The organism is Methylobacterium sp. W2 (genome assembly GCF_020662345.1).
In the GTDB taxonomy this organism is placed as follows: domain Bacteria; phylum Pseudomonadota; class Alphaproteobacteria; order Rhizobiales; family Beijerinckiaceae; genus Methylobacterium.
The window spans coordinates 1-22002 of record NZ_VMOA01000011.1; the positions used below are offsets into that span (position 1 = coordinate 1).

The window sequence follows — 22002 nt, forward strand, 5'->3', positions numbered from 1 at the left end:
GCCCTGGGGGCTGCTGCGGGGCGTTCTGGGGCGGTGAGGCGTGTTACAAGGGGCCGAGGCCCATGCACTCGTTCGTTCTCCATTTCGACAACAGCCTGCTGTAGCTTTTGGAGCATGAATTGCGGAATCTTAAGCTTTATCATATGGGCGGTCCTACAGTTATGATTAGATAGGATCTCAGTGACATGATAGTTTACGCGACCTCGTAATATCTAATCGACTTATTTGTCGGCAGATGTGGCGGTTGTTAGCCCATCTCAAACAAATCATCTGCGAAGGTGCGGGCAAGTTAAGTGCAATGGTGTTGCCTCGATCAATGGATGAGACAGCCTGAGCAAACAAAAAAGGCGGGACTTTTAGCCCCGCCTTTCGCGCTGCGTGAAGGGGCTAGATGGCTAGCCCTCGTCGTCGTCCTCCCAGTCCGGTCCCACCGCACCGATCACGGTCAGGCCGTTCTTGTAACCCCGGTTCTCAAGGTAGTAGGGCATTGCCCCCCGGCGGTGCCACCGAACGATCTGCCGGGTGGCGTCGTCGGTATCGACGATGAGCTGCCGGTTGGGATCGAAGGGGTAACGCTCGCCCTCGATCACAACGTAGCTCTCGGGTTCCATGACGACGTTCTCGTTGTCCGTTCCGGTCGGACCGTGACCGCTCACAGCATCGTTGTCATCGTCATTGTCGTCGCTGTCACTGGTGACCGGCTGACCCTTCTTCTCCGGCACGCTGACACGGTCGTCACCCTGATCGCTGGCCTTCGGCAAGGAACCAGGCTCCTCCAATCCGTCAGACCCATTGCCGAGCTGATCGAACTTGGCCAGACGACCCTCGTCCTTGATGCTTTCCAGCACCCCAGCGAGCTTCTGGCCCTCAAGGCGATCAGCGACGGTCTCGGGATCGGTACCCTTCGCAAGGTGATAGTCGATCACCTTGGCGTAGCTGCGGGCCTTCTCGTAGTCGCGGTGGCGGGTATCGAAGTTCTTCATCACGAAACGGACCGAGGTCCGCGTGACTTCGGTGGCCTTCGGCTTGTAGCCGTTCTTCCAGCAGACGTGTCCGTAGAGTTCGTCCTTCAACTTCTTCGAGCTGTTCACGTCGGCAACGAAGCCCGTGAGATAGCCCACCGTTTCGTACACCGTTCTGTTGCGTTCGTTCGTTGATGCCTGGTACTGATCCCGGCAATGGATCAGCGAATCCATCGGGTTCGTTTTCAGCATTTCAAGCAACTGCTTGAGAGACATTTTCGGCTTCCGGGTCATAGCTGTTCCTTATCGGTGATTTGAATTTCCATGCGCCTGGAAATTGGAGGCAGGCAGCGCACTGATGCGTCACCTGCTGTTGTTGGTTTCGGGGATTAGCCGTTGGCCAGTCGGGCGGTGACCGCCGTCGAGTGCTTCATGACCGAACCCTGTGCCGCCGTGTGAGCGGTGCATGGGTTGGCGAGGAACGCGCGCACGTCCTCGACACGGAAGCCAGCGATTCGACCCGGCCCCACACGGTGCGGTGCGGGGAAGGCACCTGCCTGGATCCATGCGTAGATGGTGGAGCGACAGGCTGGCACCGGTCCGCTCGGCGCCAGGATCTGAGACAGCCGAACAAAGCCCGAAAGGGGCAGGCCGTCAGCAGGCCGGTCGTTCTGAAGGGTGGTGTATATTGCCATTTCCTGTTCCTCTCGTTCGAGAAGCTGAAGTGCTCTCTGAACGAGGGAGAAGGTGTCACCACATCGAATGTGCCGGTAGATAACTGCGAGGTTACTAGACGTTAAGGTGCTGGTAAATCAGCGCTTATCGCCTCTGCCAAACTCGCGCATTATCTGATCAGTGAGAATCGGAAGGCTTGGTGGCTCAACGACCTCTGATACCAACGAAGCCGGAAATACTGGAAAGCGCACCGCTAAAAGCGCTCGCCTGTCAAGCTTACCGTTCAATAAGTCTACGATACCTCGACATCGCGCAAGGTATCGACGCAGCTCTGCCCTCTTTAGGAATAATTCATCGACGATTTCTGTAAAATCAGGAGAGGATGGATCGAGCGTAAACTCAAGCGTTGGATGAAATCGTTCGATGTAATGGAACGGCGATGCAGCTCCATAGCTCAGCCATACTGTGCGGAAAGTTCTATGCGATATCGGCCAGCTGTACCTAAAAAGTTTCGCTTGAATAGCGTGATATGCCTTATTCAGACTAGCTGCATCGCGTAGCTTGCTGGTTGGTGGCTGATAAGCAACCAGGAACCAGGCAATATTAGCGAGCATGTCTAGCTGTGTAATGGGGGTACCTTCGATATTCCAAAGCTTGAATGAAGGATAAATAAATACCTCATCTGAAAATGCGCTTTTTAGTACGTCTAATCGTAAATGGCGATGCAATAGTGATCTATCGTCTGAGTTTAGTTGATCAACCGTACTCACGTTTCTGCTGCCTGAAAGATACGCGATTACGCAAACGGTAATAGCCGCAGGATGCTCTCCAACTAGGTTGGGCCAACGGAGCCAAGCTATGAATTTAAAGAGCGCCTCTAAATACGTCAGACGGTCTTCATTCTGGTCGTCAGCTAGACGAGCAATGGCTGATTCAATGCTTACTTCTTGAGCATGGGTCGGAGGTGGATAATACTTAGCCGGGTTTCGCGCTCGCATCCATCGATAGACAGTTGCGAGTGACGTCTCCAGCCCGGCGATGGCGGCTGCAGGTTGGATGCCTTTTTCTCTTGCAGCACTGAATCGAGCTATAATGAGATCCTGTTCGGCAAAGGTATGACGCTTCGGCGGCGGTTGGCGCTGCGTTGGTCGCGACTTACGCACTTATCAAATCTCAGTATTGCATGAGTTATGGAGGGTGTTAGTTCTAAGGGATTGAGCCCAAGTTTCCATCATCTCGCGTCGCTTCGCCAGAAGGTCGCCTCGACGATTAACTGCCTTGACCCGGTTCTCAACGGCATGGGTTAGGGCGTTTAGGATGTAGATAGCACGTCCTGAATGCGATGTTGGTAATCCGGACAGCCGACTAGAAATTAAAGGAGTAGCTGCGCGTACCGTGGTCAATAGCGGCGGTCCTACAACGGCCGTTTCCAAATGGCGCCCTCAGGGTAGTTAGGCGTTGCAAGTGGCCGGGTGGAAAGGATCGTGCGCGTTCCTATCCCACTGCCCGTCGCACCGATTTAGTGCGTCTTGGCCACGATCCAATCAATGATCGCGTCGGCGACCGCGCCGTTGTTCGCCTCCAGCATCATCATATGCCCGTTGCCATGAATGCCGTGTTCGGCGAGCGCGAGACGATCCGGCTTTGCGCCGGCTTGAGCCAGAAAAGCACCCGTGCAGTCGTCCATCGTCGCCCGGAACGATGCTTCGCCGGTGACGATGACAGCCGGCACCTTTGCGAGGTTTGGAAGCTGCCGGGCAGGTTCAGCCTGCAACCAGCAGCGGATCTGATACGGCCGAATTAGCTGGTCGGCCTGCATGACCGTCAGGTCGGTTGGGGAGTTCACTGGGGGCTCGAATTTGAGCGGCACCCGGGTGATGCCGTAGGGCCGAGCGCGAGCGTCACCGACGCGCTCGTACCACTCAGCGCCGCCTTTGAACCGTATGTCGTAGAAAGTCGGTCCGTTCGGCTCGATGGCCACGTGCGCCTTCACAAGATCCGGCCGCTGGTCAGAAACGGCCCAGCCGAACACTCCCGCCTGCGAGTGAGTCAGAATGACCGAGGGGCCGATCTTCTCGAGCAGCGCAATCAGCGCCGGATTCACCAGCTCCTCGCTTTTCAACGCATTCGCGATGTACGGGACCTGTGAGAGGTAGAACTGGTCGAAGGCGTCATTGCCCTTCACGCCAGCACCGCCCGGCCATTGGGTATGGAGCTTGGCCTGCGGGAAGAGTTCGAACCGCTCCTGCCCTGTGAATATGCTTTCCAAATCGCCCGGCGTGAGTCGAGCGTAAGGCCCATAAACCTCTGGGTTGTCGCCCGACCGGCCCCGGCCGACCTGATCGACGACGTAGACGGCAAAGCCGCGCTTTACGAAGTGATCTACCCATCCGGTTCGACCATCGGGCGTGGCGAGGAAGTTGACGCCAGTCTGCGCGGTGCCATGCACCATGACCACAGGGAAAGGCTGCGTGACCTCCGCCGGGGCGTGGAACTGGACGAACATCTGCCCAGTGGCAAACTCCTTCTCGCCGAACGTCTCGTAGCGGCCGCCGACGAAGAAATAGCCCTCACGTTGAGCCGGCTTGAAGGTCGCCGGTACGTCGGGGGTGACAGGAGCAGGCTCGGCCTGGGCCGCCATGCTGAGAACGAACAGGGCGCTGGCCACAAGCAGCGTCAACTTCCGCATCGGAAACCTCCCGTGGACGTCTGACGCGTCCTTTCAGGAGTATCGACGGGGATCGTACTGCGTGTCCACCAGTGGGGCTCGCACTCTCGAACATGCCTGCCGCGCTGTCTCCAGCTTCGTCAGCGAAATCGGCGAGAGGGCTCAGAGCACGGTGGAGATTTTTATCAGATCGACGCGGTGGCTGTCGCAACGAGGAGGGGCATAAACGCACAGTGTCCGTACCCATGGCGCTGCATGCTTTGCTTAACGTCGAGCGGTGTGTTTGCCCCTCACGGATCTTGTCGGTCGATTCGGCGAGGTTGGGGCCAGACATAATCTCGATGAAGAGTTTAAGCTGGAGCCGGCGCTTGGGCCGTTACCGGCAGCGACACTGTCACCCTGCACATTTGTGCCCCCGGTGTGACCCGAAAGCTCAGCTAAGCAGCGACCGCGAGACCTGCCTCGCTGCAAGCTGTTGAAAAACAAAGGAAAAATGGTGCCCAGGGACGGAGTCGAACCGCCGACACTGCGATTTTCAGTCGCATGCTCTACCAACTGAGCTACCTGGGCCTCCGCCGAAGCGCTTGGCGCTCTCGACTGGAGCGGGGGTATAGTGAGGTGATGGGGCCCTGTCCAGCCTCCTTCTCACGCATCCTGCAATCGGATCGATTCAGGATGAGCGCGGCGGGGCGTCGTCCTCGGTTTCGTCCTCGTCGGTGGGGATCGTATAGCGATCGGTGAGCCAGCGGCCGAGGTCGATATCGGCGCAGCGGGTCGAGCAGAAGGGCTGGAACTCTGCTTGCGCGGGCTTGCGGCAGACCGGGCACGGCTCGGGCTTGCGCTTGGAGGGAGCGGTCCCGCTCATGCCATCGCCCCCCAGGCTTGCCGCACGGGAAATCCCTCGCCGTCGAGGAGGTTGATCGTCTCGTAGAGCGGCAGGCCGACCACGGCGCTATACGAACCGACGAGCTTGACCACGAAGGAACCGGCGAGACCCTGGATGGCGTAGCCGCCGGCCTTGCCCCGCCACTCGTCCGAGGCGATATAGCTTTCGATGTCGCGGCCGGAGAGGCGCTTGAACCGCACCCGCGTCTCCACCACGCGCTCGCGGCGGTTGCCCTTGGGGGAGAGCACACACACCGCCGTATAGACGCGATGCTGGCGCCCGGAGAGCAGGCGCAGGCAATCCGTGGCCTCGTCGGCCAGTTCCGCCTTCGGCAGGACGCGCCGGCCCACGGCCACCACCGTATCGGCCGAGACGATGTAGCTGTCGCGCATGTCGTCGCGACGACGGGCGGCGTCTCCCGCCACGTCGAGCTTGGCCCGGGCGAGCCGCCGGGCGAGCTCGCGCGGTGCCTCGGACTTGTTGGGGGTTTCGTCGATATCGGCAGGCAGCAGGGCGTCGGGTTCGAGGCCCGCCTGCTGCAGCAGCGCCAACCGGCGCGGCGAGGCCGAGGCGAGAACGAGGCGCGGCCCAAGACGGGGCGTCCCGCCGGAGGCATCGTTCATCGTGGCGTGCGTGCCGCCCTGCGCGGAGGAGATATCCATCGGTGCTTTTTGACAATCCACATGCTGGGGATGGGCGCCGTGCCGAAGAGGCGAGCCGACCCGGTCGCGCGCGAGGGGCCGGATCAATGACCGGTTCGACGTGCCGAACCAGCCGCTACGCTATCGGAAAGCCCACCCCTTGGGAACGTAAACCCTCGCGGCACGCCGCGACGTGACCGTGGACAAAGTGGGCCGCTCTGATATGGTCCGCCCCGCTGGAATGCTGGAACTCGCTTGTCGAGGCCTTTTCCGCAATTCGGCACGCGGGCGTAGTTCAGTGGTAGAACGTCAGCTTCCCAAGCTGAATGTCGTCGGTTCGATCCCGATCGCCCGCTCCAATGATTTCATAGACTTAGCTGCTACGCGCGGATCGCAAAAATTCATCGATACCACCTCCGAAGTCTGGCCTGTGGTATCGCTCAGCTGACCTGGGAGTTGGCAGGTGGCTTCGATAATCACTTTAAGTTGCATCGCTATCCTGCGTAGGCCGACACCGATGACGAAATCGCATCTGGCTGTCATCGCTGAAGGCATGCGATCGGTCGGCCGGACCGACTGAAGCCCGGCCAGGGCCCCTCTACGACCGGGCGGTCGATGTCTGCGAGGAACTGTTCAAGGTCACGCTCCTGACCCGTGAGCGCTCCGACTACCTCGTCGACCGCGACTTGGAGCGCAAGGAGCGCGAGCCGAAGCGGCTTAAGGCCGTCGCCGCCGACATAGGGCTCGTCAAGCGCTGACCGCCTCGGTGATGGGGGCGTCCGGACTTTAGCGGAACGATCCGTCACTCATCCCGGGCAAATTGACTGCGTGATCCCGAGTCTCGGGCCAGCCCAGCTTAACTGGTGCCGAAGGGGTTGGCCGCGCCTTTCAACGGAGCGCCACCAAGCGCTTCGAATTTTCATGGACGGGAAGATTTCAGAGAACAAAGGACGAACGTATCCGTTCAGACTCCAAGGGCGAAGCTGCGCTTTGGCGAGCCCCCCCGGGGGACGAAGCCGGATGGTCCCAGTCTTTGAAGCGGCCGCACAGCCCAGGACCTCTCCGGACGCGGGAGGGGTCGTTTGCCCAAGAACCTCGTGGTCTTCTCGGATGGCACCGGCCAGGACGGTGGCGTCCGCCCCGAACAAACGCGGTCATGCGGGGCGCTTGCTGGGTCGCGGTCGAAGGCGAAGCCGTGCCACATCGGATCGAGGCCGGAGATTGCTTCCTGCTGACCCGTGGACGCCCCTTCGTCTTTGCGACGGACCTCGCACTGCCGGCGATCGAGTCTCCGGCCATGTGTGACGTGGCGGTGGACGGCATCGCGACCTGCAAGCGTGGCGGTGATTTTTTTCCTGATGGGCGGCCGTTTTTCCTTCGCGGGCGACCACGCCGATAGGCTGCTCGGCGCACGGCCGGCCATCGTCCACGTGCGTGATACCTCGAACCCGGCCAGGGTGCTGCGGTTCGCGCGGGAGCAGCGTGCGATGGAGCTGAAAAGCCGCCCACCCGGCGGCGCGCTCCTGGCTGAACACCTTGCGCACATCATGCTGCTCCTGGTTTTGCGGCTCTGGCTCGCCTCGGATGGGGACCGACGCTCGGGCTGGCTGGGCGCACTTTCCGACCCGCCTTTGGCGAAAGCCTTCGGCGCCCTTCATGCCGAACCCGCCCGACGCTGGCGGCTTGTCGAGTTCGCGGACATCGCCGGGATGTCGCGCACCAGCTTCGCGGTGCGGTTCCGCGAGGCGGTCGGCCAGCCGCCGCTCGACGATCGGATCGGTTGGCGGATGCGCCTTGCCGCCGACCGGCTGCGACGCACGCAAGATAGCGTCGCCACGCTAGCCGTCGCGGTTGGTTATGAATTGGAAGCGACCTTCAGCACCATCTTCCGGCGCGCCATGGGCTGCGCGCCGGGGAAGTATCGCCGCACGCCGCTTCGCGCCTGAGGGCCCTTTCGACGAACGGGTGGTCCAAGTCTGTATGTGATAGCCCGTCTTCATGGACATCGGGCTACCTCCGCTGGAAGAGAAGCACGGCGATCCCGGCTATCGCCGCCGCTGCGCCGATCGCAGCGGTCGCCGCCAGCCCCATGATTGGGATCACCCCGCCGCCGATGAGCGACCCGAGCGCGATGCCGGAGTTGAAGCCGGCGATGTTCAGTCCGGCGGCGGCCGCGAGCGCTCTTGGCGCATGGTGTTCGGCGATGCCGATGACACGGGCCTGCATCGCGGGCACTGCCGCGTAGGTGAGCGCGCCCAGGACCGCCACCAGCACTGCCATCAGGGGAATCGATGCGGCCGAAAGCCAGATCGCCGCCAGCACGATCGCCAGTCCGATCAGGACGAGCATCACCGCGCAATCCGCCCCGAGCCGGTCGGTCATGCGCCCACCGACGACGTTCCCGATCGCCGCGGCTACGCCGTAGACCAGCATCATCGCGCCGACATGCCCCGGCGCCATGCCAGTGACCTCGATCAGCAGCGGCGAGATATAGGAGAACAGGCAGAAGGAGCCGGTATAGGCGAGCACGGTAATCAGCGCCGCGCCGAGCAGTTTGCCGTTCAACAGCGCGCGCAGGCTCACCAGCGCATCGCGCGGCGCACCGCCATCTTTCGCGTCCGGCATCAGGACCGCGAGACCGAAGAGCCCGACCGCGCCGCAGGCGGCGACGCCGAAGAAGATCACCTGCCAGGACCATAGTCCGCCCAGCCATGTGCCGAGCGGCACGCCGAAAGCGAGCGCCAGCGTCAGCCCGCCGAATACGGTGGCGACGGCGCTGCCCGCGCGTTCCGGTGCGACCAGCCGCGTTGCGGCGCTGGAGGCGACGGCGAGGAAGACGCCATGGCCCAGACCCGAACCGAACCGGGCCGCCAGCAACGCCGGCAGGCTGTCCGACAGCGCCACCATGACGTTGCAGAGTGTGAACACCGCCATCGCCGCCAGCAGCAGGTTCTTGCGGCTCCAGCTCGCGCCAAGCGCGGTCAGGATCGGTGCGCCGATGGTCGCGCCGATCGCAAAGGCGGCGACCGCACCGCCGACCTGGGCCACATCGACCTCGAGACTGGCGGCGATGTTCGAGACGAGGCCGATGGTGACGAACTCGGTGAAGCCGAGGGCGAAAGCCGAAAGTGCGAAAACGTAGATGACGATCGGCATCCGGACCGAGGAAGCTGGGGTGGTCATGATGCTCCTTCCTGCCGATCAGCGAACCGAGGCGGCGAGCGCCTCGATCGTGAGTTTCGCCGTCAGCGCCGATGATGCCGGATTCTGACCGGTGACCAGCCGGCCATCGGCGATGGCGAAGGGCTGGAAGTCCGCGACGCTCTCGTACCGGCCGCCCAGGTCGCGCAGCCGCGCCTCCAGCAGGAACGGCACCGCCTCTGCCAATCCGACGGCGCGTTCCTCGCTGTCGGAAAACCCGGTGACGCGGCGGCCTTTCACCAGCGGCGCGCCCGTTTCATCCGTCACGTTCACCAGCCCGGCCGGACCGTGACAGACGGCGGCAATCACCTTGCCGCTGGCCCAGGCTTTGCCGAGGAGCGCGGCCAAAACATTGCTCTGCGGCAGATCCCACATGGTCCCGTGGCCACCGGGCAGGAACACCGCATCGTAATCCGACATGTCGATCTGTTCGATCAGGATCGTCGCTCGAAGCGACGCGGAAGCGGCCTCGTCGCCGAGGAAGCGTTCGACGCTCGCCCCATTCTCCCCCTTTGGCTTGACCGAGCGTGGAGCGATCGGCGCCGGTCCACCCGCGATCGAGGCCAGCGTTACCGAAACATCGGCATCGACGAAGGCATAATAGGGCGTCGCCAGTTCCTCGAACCACAGGCCGGTCGGCTCGGGCGTGTCGCCCATGGTGGCGCTGGAGGTGAGGATCATCAGGATTTTGAGCTTGGTCAGCATCGAGTCGGCTCCGTTGTTGGAGCGGAACCATGCCGAACTTCTGATGGTGGCCGAAATCGCGTCATCTGCTATCAGTCATCAGAATATTTATGGCTTTCAATGGCGATGAACCATCTCCTCTATCTGCGCACGTTTCTGGAAACCTACCGCGCCGGCTCTCTGACCCGCGCGGCCGAACGCCTGGGTATCACCCAGCCGGCTGCGTCCGGACATCTGTCCGCATTGGAGACGATGCTGGGCAAGCCGCTGTTCCTGCGGCAGGCGCGCGGGGTGAAGCCGACGCCGGCGGCTGACGATCTCGCCCGCTCGATCGCGGCGAACCTGGATGGCATCGAGGCGACCATGAGCGCGGCGCGGGCGCGCTCCAGTCAGCTCACCGGCACGGTGCATCTGGTCGGTCCCGCCGAATACCTCTCCGCCCAAATCGCACCGGCGCTGGCGCCGCTCACGGCAGAGGGCCTGCGCTTCCGTATCCAGACCGGAAATCGCGAACGCATCTATGCGGCATTGGAAGACGGCCAAGCCGATCTTGCCGTAACGGCCTCGAAGCCGGATGGACAGCAATTCGGTTTCGCCAAGCTCGATACCGAAAGGCTGGTGCTGGTCGCCGCGCCGGAGATCGTGGCGCGGGCGAAGGCGCGCATCGTCACCGCCGACTTTCTCTGCGGCCTACCCTGCATCGCCTATGACGAAACGCTGTCGCTCGTCCGGCCCTTCTTCGACCATGTCCTCGGCAAAGCCCCGGACATGCAGGCCGTGGCGACGGCGCCGGACTTGCGCATCCTGATCGGTATGGCGGAGGCAGGCACGGGATGGACGGTGCTGCCGGATTATCTGTGCGCCGATGCGCTGGCAGCAGGACGGTTGGTAGAACTGCGCACTGCCAAGCCAGGGCCGGACAATGCGCTCTACCTCGCCTGGAACAAGTCGGCGCTCCGCCATCCCCGCGTCGTGCATGTCAGGGATTTCCTGCTCCAGTCAGTATCGGAAGCGGGTTAGCCACGAAGGAGGCTTGCAGTCCTAATCCCCCTTGCCGACTGACCCTGACCCAGCAAACTGGTTCACGCTGAGCGCCAGTTTTTCGGGCATCCTGATTCTGAAGGATGGCGGATGCCATGCCTCGCAAACGCTTCACGAACGAACAGATCGCCTTCGCCCTGCGGCAGGCGGAGAACGGTGCGTCGGTGGACGAGGTCTGCCGGAAGACGGGCGTATCCGAGCCGACGTTCTACCGCTGGAAGAAGCAGTTCGTCGGCATGGGTGTGCTGGAGATCCGGCGGCTCAAGCAGCTGGAAGACGAGAACGGCAAGCTCAAGAGGCTGGTGGCCGACCTGACGCTGGACCGCTCAATGTTTCAGGATGTCCTGAAGGATCAGTGGTGAGGCCCTGCGCTCGCCGTGGAGGCGCCGGTCACCTGCAGGTGGCCTACGGCATCAGCGAGCGTCGGGCCTGTCTGGCCACCGGCTTGGGCCGCTCATCTGAGCGCTACAGGAAGCGCTCGGACCCGCAGGTCGCGCTGCGGATGCGGCTGAAGGAGTTGACTGCCGCACGGGTTCGTTACGGCTACCGGGCGGCTGCATATCCTACTGCGACGGGAGGGCTGGGAGGTGGACCACAAGCGCACCTACCGGATCCACCGGGATGAGGGGCTATCGATCCGGTCCAGGCTGCCCAAGCGCAAGCGAGCCTGGCGCTACCGGCAAGGAAGGCGGGCAAGGGAGGCCGGCAATCGGCAGGCCGAACGAGGTCTGGGCCATGGACTTCATGTCCGACTGCCTCTTCGATAGTCGTCCGTTTCGGATCCTGACCGTTGTCGATTGCCATACGCAAGAGGCGCTCTCGCTCACACCGAGAGCGAACTTTCGCGCCTTCCAGGTGACCGAGGCTCTGGACGCCTTGGTCCGGCTGCGGGGCCGACCCAAGGGCCTGCGAGTCGACAACGGGCCGGAACCGAAGGACCGCGGCAGCGAGTTCGCCGGGCGTATGCTCGATCAATGGGCCTACCTGAACGGGGTCGAGATCGAATTGGTCGCTCTGCGTCCGCCTCCGGCTCTCCCGACCGGGCAAGCCGACCGACAACGCCACTATCGAGTCGTTCAACGGCCGCCTCCGAGCGGAATGCCTGAACGCCTCGTGGTTTCTGTCGCTGGCCGATGCCCGCGAGCGGATCGAGGAATGGAGATGCCACTACAACGACGATCGACCTCATACGGCTCCTGACGGCTTGACGCCCCAAGCCTTCGCCAAGCAAGCTGTCACAGCCCGAGAACTTGCATAAGCTGTCGATCACAAACGGGGTCAACTTCAAGATGGCTCGAAGCGATACCTCAGGGAGGACCACTTTTCAGGGGGCAGGCCACTTCATTGAGCAGAATGGTGAGGGGCCGGAGGCGCCTTCTGAACGGGAAGAAGCAGGCGGCAAGCGCCTAACGTAGCCGCCCCGCCCGTTCCGGGGGACGAAAGACGGGAGCGGAACCAGCTTGGGAGCCACCACCTTTGCTCCTTCGAGGACGCTTCAGGTGAAGTGGCCGCAGGAGTCGTATCCATGCAGAGCAAGCTCACGAAGACGATCATCGGTGCTGTCATCGCCGTCGCTCTCGCCGCTGCCGTATCCTACGGGCTCATCAACCAGCAGACGGCGGATCAGCTGCAGACCAAGGCGAACCAGACGTTATCGGACGATCAGGCCGCACCCGGCACGGCTCCTCAGCAGCCATCGCCTGCGCCGCAGAGCCCCGCTCCCACGCCCGCACCTCGGCAGTGAAGGTCGCGGATCGAGTACCTCCAGCACGCTTGCAGTCCGCCGGCTGAAACCGCCCGGTAACCCTCCGGCTTTAGGGCTCGTTAGGCACGAAACCGCCGAACCGAGACGGATACCGATGACCAGGGACCAGCTTTCCGCCGAACTGTCGCGCATGGCGAAGATGCAGATCAGCGATATCACCCGGGCGGTGAAGAGCGGCGACAAGGCTATCGCCTTGAACGAGGTGAGCGACCTCGCGCTACGCTTGAACCAACTCGCTGATGCCATCGCCGGCGTACCGGCCCCAGCGCTTGCGTCTACGGTCTCCCGCGTCCTCGACCCGGCGTGACCGCTGCATCGGAGTGGCGTGCGGAGCGCAATGCACGCTCCCGCGTCCGGCTCGAACGAGCACTCCCGGCCGTCTTCCCAGCACCGGTGCTGCAGCACGCCCTGTCCCGCCCGCTGATGCCACCGACGCCGCGCCTCGCCGTCGAGAGCTACTGGCGCAACCATGTGCTTAGGGCCGATCGGCTGGCGCGGGCACTGGCCACACGCTCAGGCCAACCGGAGGAATGGACGTGGCGCTTGGGCTCCGAGAAAGGCTCGGGCCTCGCCGCGACCTTCCGGATGCCACCATCCCCCTATCGCGAGCCCGCGCATGCCCGTGGCCCCGGCCATTGCTGTATCTGCGGACAGCCGGTCTTCCGGTTCGGCTGGCATAAGGATCTGTGGGGCACCGGCACGCCGAATAAGAACGCCCGCTGGCATTCGGCCTGCGTCACGGCCTGGAAGTTCTGGGTGGCGCCAAGCGATCAGGTGAAGGTCCTGAAAGCGCATCAGCGCCATCGCTGTGCTGCGTCCGGGAAGCGCCTGCTAAAAACCGCCGAGGTCGACCATCGCACGCCGCTCTATCGCGTCTGGCGCGAGCACCGTGATGCCCCTTGGCCTATCCTTCTGGCCTACTGGGGGGCGCCGAACCTTCAGGCCGTCAATCGCGTTGTCCACGTAGAGAAATGCAGCACCGAGGCAGGCGAGAGGGCGCACCAACGGCGTGCCCTCATGTCTGAAATGTCCCTCAATTTGGAGTTGGACGTGCCGATGCTTCTCCCAACGCAGGCTTAAGCCCCCTGCCGGAGAAAGTTTTTATCACGCCTGCTCGTCGAGCGCCCTGGTGTAGAGGGTAGTCGCCCGGTGCGGCGCCGCGCCAATCGGAGGAATTCACGTGACGGATGACAAAGGCGGACATCAGGATCGCAAGGACACCAAGGCAGCCAAGGCCGCAGAGCGCGCTGACATTGCTGGTCAGGTCTGGGAGGAAGTCAGGGGCCGAGAGACGGCGCGTGACGATCAAATCGTTCGCCTGAAAGCTCAACGCCTCGAGCGAGACGCCGCGGACGCCGCTGCAGAGAAGCCCCTTACCAAGCGGTCGAAGTGAGCGAGCGGTAGGATCTGACTGAACCCTTTAGCCGCGGGATCAGAGGGCAAGTGGCGCGGGTTGATTGATGACAACCGCACTCGGAGCCAGTCCCATGGCCGACATTCGTCACTCTTACTCCGATCCGATCGAGCAGGGCGCCCAGGCCCGGATCCACGGTCACCCCAAGGATGCCTGCCCCTATCCCCGAGACAGCGAGGAGCGGACCTCCTGGATGGAGGGCTATGACGGCACGCCGCGTGAGAATGGGCCAGACCTGCCAGCGAGCGAGAGTAATCGCTGAGCGGGCTCAAACCCCTACCTCCCACCGAAAGGACGATTTCATGGCGATCTCGTTCAAGGGCCTCTGCTTCCGCCCGCCGAAGCAACTCCGTCCGACTCACGTTCAGGTCCAGGATGGAGAGCAGATCGAACTGAGGCTGCCGCTGGCGAAGTACGGGGCCCACGGCGGCCAGCCGCCCTGGCAAAGCCTGTCTTGGCAGGGCGAGGAGGGCCCTGCCACCGACTGAGGGCAAGGACGTTCCTCCTAGAGCCGTGCCCTGGCGAATTGAATCGTTTGGGGTAGGCAGCTTGGCTCGCATGTGATTCACTGGTTGGGCTTATGAGGGAGGATCACCATGCCTTCAGCTCTCTCTGTCGATCTGCGTGAGCGTGTGGTTGCCGCGATTGAAGCGGGCACATCGCGGCGTCAGGCAGCCAAACGCTTCGGTGTCGGAGCGGCCAGCGCGATCCGCTGGCACGACTGCTTTCGGCAAGAAGGGCGGATCGCGCCCAAGCCCATGGGCGGCGACCGCAACTCGCAGCGCCTGGAAGCGCAGGCCGCCCTGATCCTTCGGGCCAACGAAGAACACCCGCAATCCTTCCTGCGCGAGCTCCGTGACGTCCTCTCGGAACGCGGTGTCCAAGCGAGCACGAGCAGCCTGTCACGCTTCTTCGCCCGGCACCGCATCACCCGTAAAAAGGGGCTGTCCACGCGGCCGAGCAGGAGCGGCCGGATGTGAAGGCCGCCCGCGAGGACTGGTTCGAGCGCCAACCCGATCTCGATCCGAATCGCCTGGTCTTCCTCGACGAGACGGCCGCCACGACCAAGATGGCTCGCCGCTACGGTCGCGCGCCACGCGGCCAGCGCTGCCGGGTCGCCGTGCCTCACGGGCACGACAAGACCACCACCATCACCGCCGCCCTGCGGGTCACGGGACTGATCGCCAAGACCGTCTTCGACGGAGCGACGAACGGTATGCGGTTCCGAGCCTACGTCACCGACACCCTGGCCCCTGTGCTCAAGGCTGGCGACACCGTCATCCTCGACAATTTGAAAGCCCACAAGGTCGCCGGGTGAGCGAAGCGATCGAGGCGGTCGGCGCACGGGCTCTTTACATCCCGCCCTACAGTCCGGAACCGAAGGACCGCGTAGCGACTTCGACCCCACCGAACAGGTCTGCGCCAAAGCAAAAGCCCTCCCTCGGACCGCCGCAGCGCGAACTGCAGACGACCCGACCATCGCCATTCAGAATGCTTTCGCTGCCCTTAGACCTGACGAATACCGCAACTCTATCACTGCTGCTGGATACGATGGTTATGATCCAATCTGAAAGGGCACGGCTCTAGCAACCCTGTACGTAACCGCAACGATATTCGATGCGGCTGCGTACTCCCATGAACTGATCGAAACTCGAGGCTCCTGCGCGCGGGAGGTCGCCAGATCTTTCTTAAGCTCCTTGATTCTTTTTGTCTCGGTCCTCTCCGACGGCGGCCGCCGCCACCCGGGTTGATCATCTCTGTTGCCAGCCTAAGGCCGCTTGCGGCCGAGGCCGGACCAGTATCGTCGGTGAAGAGCCTTACGACATGACCGAACGACGCCGCCTGTAGCGTCGGTACGATGCCACCTGCCTTTCGTACGAACGCCGCGCCGAACCGAAGCACCGCGTCGCGATATCGACAACGCCTTCTCCAGCCTCGCTGCGAGCCTGATCACTCTCAATCCAATCAGGCGGTTCTGTTCGGCGCTCTTAAACAAACGTTAACCAGCGCGGCCCGCAATGTCGGTGAGAATCGACTTTGCGGGCCGCTTCGTTTCTCACATCGTGCGCGCTCAGCATCCGCCGGTCGCGAGCTTTCAGGGAACGGCTGACCGTGGCCACCGACGACATCCTGACCCGTCCGCTGGGAACCGTGAGTGCTGCGGCGCCCCGCTCGCTCGGCCAGCGGTTGCGCGGCGTCTCGATGCCTCGGATGAGCCCGGCGGCCGTGGTCGCCATGGCGGTGGCGGGCCTCGCCGTCGGCGGCACCATCCTGGCGATGACCGGCGATCCCCAGGGCGGCGAGCCGTCCGCCGTCGCGACGATCACCCTGCGCGAACCGGCCGCTCCTCCCCCCGTGGCGAAAGCGCCCGAGCCTCCACCATCGGCCCCACGCTCGGCCGGCGAGGTCGAGACGGCATCGGGCGTCCATGTGGTGCGGCCGGCTGGTACCGCGGCCCCCACCGAGGCGGTGATCATCCGCGTGCCCAATGCCGAGCCCCTGCGCCTCGCCGCCCCCGACCCGAGGCTGATGGAACGGGGCCGCCACGGCAGCCTGCCCAAGATCGGCGACGACCGCCGCCGGCCCCTCGACGTCTATGCCCGCGCCGATGCTGCTGCCGGGGCACCCGGCGCGCGCATCGCCCTTCTCGTCACCGGCCTCGGCGTCGGGCAGGCTGCCACGGCAGGCGCCATCACCAGGCTGCCGCCCGCAATCAGCCTCGCCTTCTCGCCCTATGGCGGCGACCTCGAACGCAGCGTCGCCCGCGCCCGTGATTTCGGCCACGAGATCCTGGTCCAAGCCCCGATGGAGCCGTTCGACTATCCCGATAGCGATCCCGGTCCGCAGACCATGCTGACGAGTTCGCGCGCCCCTGAGAACCTCGACCGGCTGTCCTGGGTGATGAGCCGGTTCGGGGGCTATGTCGGCCTCGTGAACTTCATGGGGGCCAAGCTCGGGGGCGATGCGGCCGCCTTCGAGCCGGTGCTGCGCGAGATTGGCGCCAGGGGGCTCGGCTTCGTGGATGATGGTACCTCGTCGCGCTCCCTGGCGACGTCTCTCGGCGGCAAGCTGAAGACCCCGGTCGCCCGCGCCGAGATCGTCCTCGACGCCATGCCCCAGGCCGAGGCGATCGACCGCGAACTCGCCCGACTCGAAGCCCAGGCCAAGGCCAACGGGTTCGCCCTGGCCTCGGCGGGCGCGATGCCCATGACGATCGAGCGGATCGCCCGCTGGTCACGCGACCTCGAAGCCCGCGGCGTTCGCCTCGTCCCCGTCAGCACCGCCCTGCGAGGGATGCCGCCCGCGCGCCTGTCGAGCGCGGGTCCCTAGGACGGTTTATGGTCGAACGGTTCGGCTGTATCTGCTGGTCGCTGAAAGGCCGGGAGAAAAGGTTATCGTCCGTGGTGCGGGCCTGGCGTGAGCATCTCCTCGCCCCGCCTGTCGGGCTACTGGATCCATACAACTCTGACGGGGCTAACGACGATTGGGCATGAAGCGCACCGGAACTCTCCTGGAAGGTGAGGGGACCAGCGCCAGGACCCGAACCGTTCAGCCGATCGGGATGAGGGATGGGCAGTCTCGAAATCCGGTGTTCGCCTACTTCAGACACATCGAGGCTCGGTCTCAGGCCTGATCGTCGATGTAGCGGGAGGCGATCATCGAGGCGGCGGTGCGGTTCTCCACGCCGAGCTTGGCGTAGATGCTCTCCAGATGCTTCGTCACCGTGCGCGGCGACAGGCCGAGGATCTCGCCGATGTCGCGGCTCGCCTTGCCCCGCGACAGCCAGAACAGCACGTCGGCCTCGCGGGCGGTGATCGGCAGGTTGCCGCGCAGGCGCTCGATCCCGCTGGCGGAGGCGTCGCGGGAGAGGCGCAGCAAGACCTCGTCGCCGGTCGTGCCGATGAGGCTGAGGCTATGGGCGGCGCCCTCCGCATCCAAAACGACGACGGCGGCGGCATTGCCCCCCTTGAGCTGCTCGGCGAGCCAGAGGCGGCCCGTCTCCGGCAGGCGCGCCCCCCCGTCCCCGAGCTTGGCCAGCACGCGGGCGGCCTGCGGCGTGCTCCAGAGGACGACACCCTGGCGGTCCACGGCGAAGAGCGTGCGCCCGGTGGTGTCGAGGGCGGCGCGCGCGCTCTGCGCGGCCCGCGCGCTCGCCAGATGCACGCGGATACGAGCCAGGATCTCGTCGGGGGCGATGGGCTTGGTGACGTAATCGCTGCCGCCCGCCTCCAGGCCCTTCACGATATGCTCGGTTTCGGACAGGCCGGTCATGAAGATCACCGGCACCAGGGCGAGGTCGCTGCGCGCCTTCAGGCGGCGGCAGGTCTCGAACCCGTCCATGCCGGGCATCATCGCATCGAGCAGGATAATGTCGGGGGTGATCTCCTCCACCAGCGCCAGAGCGAGGTCGCCGGCCACCGCCACCAGGACGGTGGCGCCGGAGCGCTCGATCGCCTCGGTGAGGAAGCTCAGGGTCTCGGGGGAATCGTCCACGACGAGGACGATGTCGCGCTGCATCTCAGCCATCGCGCATCCCTTCGAGGACACGCACGTAGCGTCGGAGATCGTAGGAGGCGACGAGCCCGCGCATCTGTGCCGCGATCTCGGCCGGGATGGCGGCGTGGCCTTCGAGCTCGGTGAGCTTGGCCTCGATGCCGCGGACATGGCCGATGCGGCCGAGGCGGATCAGCTCGGCGATGTGGTCCTGACGCAGGGAGGCCCCGTTTTTCCCGTTCCCCGGCGAGGCCTTCGCCGCGGCGGCGGGAGGCGGGGCGGGCTGGCCGAGGGCCAGCAGTCGCTCGATGCGCTCCAGAAAGTCGCGCAGATCGAAGGGTTTGGGGATGATCTCGTCATGCGGGGCGTCATCGCCCCGGATCGGGCTGATCTCGTGGACGTTGGCGGACATGATGGCGATCCGGGACGAGAGCCCGGCATCGCGCAGGGCTTTGGCCACGGCCCAGCCGCTCATTCCCGGCATGGCGATGTCGAGGAGGACGATGTCCGGCCGCCGCTCCATCGCCTGCGCCAGGCAATGCGGCCCGTCGGGGGATTCGAGCACGACGAGACCCAGCGGTTCGAGCACGTCGCGCATGAGGGCGCGATGCGAGGCATCGTCGTCGGCCACCAGGACCACGCGGGGCGGCCCGTCATGGGCCGGCCTCGCCCGCCGATGGCCGCCGACGGGCTCGGGCGCCTCCACGGGCCTGGGACCGGCCGGCCGATGCATCGAGGTGAGCATGAGCCGGAGGCTGAAACAGGTGCCGCGTCCGACCTCGCTGGTGACGGTGATCTCGCCACCCATCACCTGGGCGAGGAGATGGGCGATGGTGAGCCCGAGCCCCGTGCCCGGCGTGTTGCGCGCGGCCGGCAACGAGCCGCGCTCGAAGGGCCCGAAGATCCGCTGCAGGTCGCCCTCGGGAATGCCGAGGCCGCTGTCGCGGATCGAGAACACCGCCACCTGGCTGCGATAGCTCATCTCCAGGGAGACCCAGCCGTTTTCCGTGAACTTGATCGCGTTGGAGAGGAGGTTGAGCAGGATCTGGCGCAGGCGCTTCTCGTCCGCCGCCACCACGACCGGCAGCGTGGGCGGGCGCGAGAACCGGAATTCGAGGCCGGCGGCGTTGGCCTGGAGCCGGACCATGTCGACGATCTGGTCCAGGAAATCCACGAGGCGGAACTCGTTGCGGTGGATCTGGAGGCGTCCCGCCTCCATGCGGGAGATGTCGAGGAGCCCGTCGATCAGGCCCGACAGGTGCTGGGCGCTGCGCCGGATGACGCGGATGCCGTTGCGGCGGGCCATGGGGATGTCGTCGTCGCCCTCCAGCAATTGCGCGTAGCCGAGGACGGCGTTGAGCGGGGTGCGCAGTTCGTGGCTCATTCCCACCACGTAGCGGCTCTTGGCGAGGTTGGCGGCCTCCGCCGTCTCCTTGGCCTGCTGCAGCTTGGCGTCGGTGATTTTGTGGGCCTCGATCTCGGCCTCATAGAGGGCGGTCTGGCGGGCGGTCTCCTCCTGCGCCACGCGGCGGCTCTCCTGGGCGAGGACGAACAGCCAGGCGACGATGCCGAGGATCACCACGAGGATGAAGAACACGCTGGTCAACGCGGCGCGCAGGGTCTCGCCGTGCTCGGGCTGGGCGGTGGCGATGCCGGCATGGACGATCCCGAGGATCAGCCCGATCACCGAGACCAGCGTGAGCATCAGAGCGAGGTAGCGCCCGAGGGGCGCCCCGATCCAGGCGGCGGTCTTGGCCGGCATGATCCGGGTCAGCGCGCTCTGGGCCTGGGCCTCCAGGCGGCCATGCGGCTTGCACAGGTCGCCGCAGCGGGCGTCCAGCGAGCAGCAGAGCGAGCAGATCGGCCCGGCATAGGCCGGGCAATGGGCCATGTCCTCCCCCTCGAACGGATGCTCGCAGACGGTGCACTGGATCTCCGGGCGGCCGCCCCAATCGGCGATGGCGGGCCTCGCCAGATAGTAGCGTCCGCCGGTGGCGAAGGCGATGGCGGGCGCCGCCGCGAAGGCGGTGACGAGGGAGAGCAGCGGCGCGAAGTTCTGGAGCCCCGCGCCGAGCAGGCCCGCATGGGCGAGGAAGCCGGCGAGCAGCGCCAGGGCCGAGGCGCCGGTGCCGACCGGATTCACGGCGTAGAGATGCGCCCGCTTGAACTCGATGCCCGGCGGCGACAGGCCGAGGGGCTTATTGACGGCGAGATCCGCCGAGAGCGCGCCGACCCAGGCCGACACCACCACCGCGTAGAGCGAGAGCGTGCTGGCCAGGGTCTTGTCGATGCCGAGTTCCATCAGCAGCAGCGCGATGGCGACGTTGAAGACGAGCCAGACCACGCGGCCGGGATGGCTGTGGGTGAGGCGCGAGAAGAAGTTCGACCAGGCGATGGAGCCGGCATAGGCGTTGGTGACGTTGATCTTGAGCTGCGAGATCACCACGAAGAGGCCGGTGAGGAGCACCGCCCCTTCCCGCGACGGCATGACGTAGCCGAAGGCGACCACGTACATCTGCGTCGGCTCGGCGGCCTGTTCGTGCGGTACGCCCTGCCCCAGGGCCAGCACCGCCAGGAAGGCGCCGAGCATGATCTTGAACATGCCGGGCAGGATCCAGCCCGCCCCGGCCCCGAGCACGGCGAGCCACCAGCGCGGATTGCTCCCCGATTCGGACGTCTCGGCCTGCGGCACGAAGCGGAGGAAATCTACCTGCTCGCCGATCTGCGCCAGCAGCGCGAGGAGGATGCCGGAGGCGAGGCCGAACTGGGCGAGGTCGAAACCCGAGATCGGGTAGCCCAGGACCGTGGAGATTGAGCCGACGGCCTCCGAGGCTCCCGGATAGGACAGGAGGTTGCCGAAGGCAGGGCCACCCTTCCACGCGATGAAGCCGAGCGGCAGGAGGTTGAGCCCGATCCAGAGCGGCTGTGTCCAGATCTGGAACCGGCTGATCAGGCTGATCCCGTAGACGACGAGGGGGATCACCACCACCGCGCTCACGACGTAGCCGATCCCCAGCGGCAGGCCGAGGCAGAGCTGCAGCGCCAGAGCCATGATCGACGCCTCGATGGCGAAGAACAGGAAGGTGAAGCTTGCATAGATCAGCGAGGTGATGGTGGAGCCGAGATAGCCGAAGCCGGCCCCGCGGGTGAGGAGATCGATGTCGACGCCGTAGCGGGCCGCGTAGAGGCTGATCGGCACGGCGGTGGCGAAGATCAGCACGCCCACGAACAGCACCGCCGTCACGGTGTTGGTGAAGCCGGTGGCCAGGACCAGGGTGCCGCCGATCGCCTCCAGCGCCAGGAACGAGAGCGACCCCAGCGCCGTCTGCGCCACCTGCAGGCTCGACCAGCGCCGCGCTTTCTTCGCGGTGAAGCGAAGAGCGTAATCCTCGAGCGTCTCGTCCGCGACGAAGCGGTTATAGGCCCGCCTGATCGGGGGAATCTGCTGGCGGCCGCTCATGGGGTCGTTCAGTCTGCCCGGTCAGCGTCATGGGTGAGAATGGCCGGCCCACATGCGCCTGCGGGCGAACGGCGGTATCAGCAATCCCCGTGCCGCGGGGCCGGGAGACAT

At 64.7% G+C, this 22002-nt stretch carries 20 protein-coding genes, 2 tRNA genes and 3 pseudogenes; 14 read left to right on the forward strand and 11 right to left on the reverse strand.

Going from position 1 to position 22002, the window contains the following annotated elements; translation table 11 throughout:
- Positions 1-395 precede the first annotated feature (395 nt).
- The 7 genes from FPV16_RS07940 to FPV16_RS07970 all read right to left on the reverse strand — a co-directional run bounded on the left by FPV16_RS07940 (position 396) and on the right by FPV16_RS07970 (position 5814).
- The gene (locus tag FPV16_RS07940; protein ID WP_227437695.1) at positions 396-1256 is read right to left on the reverse strand and encodes a hypothetical protein; all 861 of its coding nucleotides are present in this window, start codon (positions 1254-1256) and stop codon (positions 396-398) included.
- Between the two features lie 95 nt (positions 1257-1351).
- Positions 1352-1657, reverse strand: a complete 306-nt coding sequence (locus tag FPV16_RS07945) for a helix-turn-helix transcriptional regulator (protein WP_227437696.1) — start codon at positions 1655-1657, stop codon at positions 1352-1354.
- A 117-nt stretch (positions 1658-1774) separates the two neighbouring features.
- Entirely contained in the window at positions 1775-2800 is a 1026-nt protein-coding gene (locus FPV16_RS07950) for a hypothetical protein (protein WP_227437697.1), read from the reverse strand.
- 356 nt (positions 2801-3156) lie between these two features.
- The gene (locus tag FPV16_RS07955) at positions 3157-4326 is read right to left on the reverse strand and encodes an alpha/beta hydrolase (protein WP_413629225.1); all 1170 of its coding nucleotides are present in this window, start codon (positions 4324-4326) and stop codon (positions 3157-3159) included.
- A gap of 473 nt (positions 4327-4799) precedes the next feature.
- Positions 4800-4875 (reverse strand) — tRNA-Phe (locus FPV16_RS07960).
- 100 nt (positions 4876-4975) lie between these two features.
- Positions 4976-5170, reverse strand: a complete 195-nt coding sequence (yacG, locus tag FPV16_RS07965) for a DNA gyrase inhibitor YacG (RefSeq protein ID WP_227437698.1) — start codon at positions 5168-5170, stop codon at positions 4976-4978.
- On the reverse strand, positions 5167-5814 hold the full coding sequence (locus FPV16_RS07970) for a Maf-like protein (RefSeq protein WP_227437794.1): 648 nt from the start codon (positions 5812-5814) through the stop codon (positions 5167-5169). The genes yacG and FPV16_RS07970 overlap by 4 nt, the downstream gene beginning before the upstream one ends.
- Before the next feature lie 302 nt (positions 5815-6116).
- On the opposite strand from FPV16_RS07970, the gene FPV16_RS07975 reads away from it, so the two are divergent.
- The 4 genes and pseudogenes from FPV16_RS07975 (at position 6117) to FPV16_RS26050 (ending at position 7778) form a co-directional block, all read left to right on the forward strand.
- A tRNA-Gly gene (locus FPV16_RS07975) sits at positions 6117-6191 on the forward strand.
- A 225-nt stretch (positions 6192-6416) separates the two neighbouring features.
- Positions 6417-6590, forward strand: a pseudogene (locus tag FPV16_RS07980) (arsenical resistance protein ArsH); the annotation flags it as partial.
- A gap of 398 nt (positions 6591-6988) precedes the next feature.
- Positions 6989-7231: a cupin domain-containing protein gene (locus FPV16_RS26045; RefSeq protein WP_264483749.1), complete on the forward strand. Its 243-nt coding sequence runs from the start codon at positions 6989-6991 to the stop codon at positions 7229-7231.
- Complete coding sequence (locus tag FPV16_RS26050) at positions 7170-7778, forward strand: AraC family transcriptional regulator (protein WP_319802227.1); 609 nt, start codon at positions 7170-7172, stop codon at positions 7776-7778. The genes FPV16_RS26045 and FPV16_RS26050 overlap by 62 nt, the downstream gene beginning before the upstream one ends.
- A gap of 64 nt (positions 7779-7842) precedes the next feature.
- Here the strand turns inward: FPV16_RS26050 and FPV16_RS07995 are convergent, their stop codons facing one another.
- Both FPV16_RS07995 and FPV16_RS08000 read right to left on the reverse strand, forming a co-directional pair.
- Positions 7843-9015: an MFS transporter gene (locus FPV16_RS07995; RefSeq protein WP_227437699.1), complete on the reverse strand. Its 1173-nt coding sequence runs from the start codon at positions 9013-9015 to the stop codon at positions 7843-7845.
- An 18-nt stretch (positions 9016-9033) separates the two neighbouring features.
- Entirely contained in the window at positions 9034-9738 is a 705-nt protein-coding gene (locus FPV16_RS08000; RefSeq protein WP_227437700.1) for a type 1 glutamine amidotransferase domain-containing protein, read from the reverse strand.
- Between the two features lie 105 nt (positions 9739-9843).
- Between FPV16_RS08000 and FPV16_RS08005 the strand changes: the two genes are divergently transcribed.
- The 10 genes and pseudogenes from FPV16_RS08005 (at position 9844) to FPV16_RS08050 (ending at position 17267) form a co-directional block, all read left to right on the forward strand.
- Positions 9844-10737, forward strand: coding sequence for a LysR family transcriptional regulator (locus FPV16_RS08005; protein ID WP_227437701.1), 894 nt, complete (start codon positions 9844-9846; stop codon positions 10735-10737).
- A 116-nt stretch (positions 10738-10853) separates the two neighbouring features.
- A pseudogene (locus FPV16_RS08010) lies at positions 10854-12016 on the forward strand (IS3 family transposase).
- A gap of 267 nt (positions 12017-12283) precedes the next feature.
- The gene (locus FPV16_RS08015) at positions 12284-12502 is read left to right on the forward strand and encodes a hypothetical protein (protein WP_227437702.1); all 219 of its coding nucleotides are present in this window, start codon (positions 12284-12286) and stop codon (positions 12500-12502) included.
- 115 nt (positions 12503-12617) lie between these two features.
- Positions 12618-12830 (forward strand): hypothetical protein, encoded by a 213-nt coding sequence (locus tag FPV16_RS08020; RefSeq protein ID WP_227437703.1) that lies wholly within the window; start codon positions 12618-12620, stop codon positions 12828-12830.
- Complete coding sequence (locus FPV16_RS08025) at positions 12827-13603, forward strand: hypothetical protein (RefSeq protein ID WP_227437704.1); 777 nt, start codon at positions 12827-12829, stop codon at positions 13601-13603. Before FPV16_RS08020 ends, FPV16_RS08025 begins: the two co-directional genes overlap by 4 nt.
- 100 nt (positions 13604-13703) lie before the next feature.
- Positions 13704-13916, forward strand: coding sequence for a hypothetical protein (locus FPV16_RS08030; RefSeq protein WP_227437705.1), 213 nt, complete (start codon positions 13704-13706; stop codon positions 13914-13916).
- Between the two features lie 94 nt (positions 13917-14010).
- Entirely contained in the window at positions 14011-14199 is a 189-nt protein-coding gene (rmf, locus tag FPV16_RS08035) for a ribosome modulation factor (protein WP_227437706.1), read from the forward strand.
- Positions 14200-14239: 40 nt separating this feature from the next.
- Entirely contained in the window at positions 14240-14425 is a 186-nt protein-coding gene (locus FPV16_RS08040; protein ID WP_227437707.1) for a hypothetical protein, read from the forward strand.
- 108 nt (positions 14426-14533) lie between these two features.
- Positions 14534-15508: pseudogene (locus FPV16_RS08045) on the forward strand (IS630 family transposase).
- A 535-nt stretch (positions 15509-16043) separates the two neighbouring features.
- Positions 16044-17267 carry a divergent polysaccharide deacetylase family protein gene (locus tag FPV16_RS08050; RefSeq protein WP_227437796.1) on the forward strand — a complete coding sequence of 408 codons (1224 nt, stop codon included), beginning with the start codon at positions 16044-16046 and terminating at the stop codon, positions 17265-17267.
- A gap of 294 nt (positions 17268-17561) precedes the next feature.
- Here the strand turns inward: FPV16_RS08050 and FPV16_RS08055 are convergent, their stop codons facing one another.
- Together FPV16_RS08055 and FPV16_RS08060 are read right to left on the reverse strand one after the other, a co-directional pair.
- Positions 17562-18464: a DNA-binding response regulator gene (locus FPV16_RS08055; protein ID WP_227437708.1), complete on the reverse strand. Its 903-nt coding sequence runs from the start codon at positions 18462-18464 to the stop codon at positions 17562-17564.
- Positions 18457-21891 (reverse strand): ATP-binding protein, encoded by a 3435-nt coding sequence (locus tag FPV16_RS08060; protein WP_227437709.1) that lies wholly within the window; start codon positions 21889-21891, stop codon positions 18457-18459. The genes FPV16_RS08055 and FPV16_RS08060 overlap by 8 nt, the downstream gene beginning before the upstream one ends.
- Positions 21892-22002: the final 111 nt, after the last annotated feature.

Excerpts from the sequence above, each read along its gene's own strand:
- FPV16_RS07940 (WP_227437695.1), bottom strand. The coding sequence starts at position 1,256 with ATGACCCGGAAGCCGAAAATGTCTCTCAAGCAGTTGCTTGAAATGCTG.
- FPV16_RS07945 (WP_227437696.1), bottom strand. The coding sequence starts at position 1,657 with ATGGCAATATACACCACCCTTCAGAACGACCGGCCTGCTGACGGCCTG.
- FPV16_RS07955 (WP_413629225.1), bottom strand. The coding sequence starts at position 4,326 with ATGCGGAAGTTGACGCTGCTTGTGGCCAGCGCCCTGTTCGTTCTCAGC.
- yacG (WP_227437698.1), bottom strand. The coding sequence starts at position 5,170 with ATGAGCGGGACCGCTCCCTCCAAGCGCAAGCCCGAGCCGTGCCCGGTC.
- FPV16_RS07970 (WP_227437794.1), bottom strand. The coding sequence starts at position 5,814 with ATGAACGATGCCTCCGGCGGGACGCCCCGTCTTGGGCCGCGCCTCGTT.
- FPV16_RS26045 (WP_264483749.1), top strand. The coding sequence starts at position 6,989 with ATGCGGGGCGCTTGCTGGGTCGCGGTCGAAGGCGAAGCCGTGCCACAT.
- FPV16_RS07995 (WP_227437699.1), bottom strand. The coding sequence starts at position 9,015 with ATGACCACCCCAGCTTCCTCGGTCCGGATGCCGATCGTCATCTACGTT.
- FPV16_RS08000 (WP_227437700.1), bottom strand. The coding sequence starts at position 9,738 with ATGCTGACCAAGCTCAAAATCCTGATGATCCTCACCTCCAGCGCCACC.
- FPV16_RS08005 (WP_227437701.1), top strand. The coding sequence starts at position 9,844 with ATGAACCATCTCCTCTATCTGCGCACGTTTCTGGAAACCTACCGCGCC.
- FPV16_RS08015 (WP_227437702.1), top strand. The coding sequence starts at position 12,284 with ATGCAGAGCAAGCTCACGAAGACGATCATCGGTGCTGTCATCGCCGTC.
- FPV16_RS08020 (WP_227437703.1), top strand. The coding sequence starts at position 12,618 with ATGACCAGGGACCAGCTTTCCGCCGAACTGTCGCGCATGGCGAAGATG.
- rmf (WP_227437706.1), top strand. The coding sequence starts at position 14,011 with ATGGCCGACATTCGTCACTCTTACTCCGATCCGATCGAGCAGGGCGCC.
- FPV16_RS08040 (WP_227437707.1), top strand. The coding sequence starts at position 14,240 with ATGGCGATCTCGTTCAAGGGCCTCTGCTTCCGCCCGCCGAAGCAACTC.
- FPV16_RS08055 (WP_227437708.1), bottom strand. The coding sequence starts at position 18,464 with ATGGCTGAGATGCAGCGCGACATCGTCCTCGTCGTGGACGATTCCCCC.
- FPV16_RS08060 (WP_227437709.1), bottom strand. The coding sequence starts at position 21,891 with ATGAGCGGCCGCCAGCAGATTCCCCCGATCAGGCGGGCCTATAACCGC.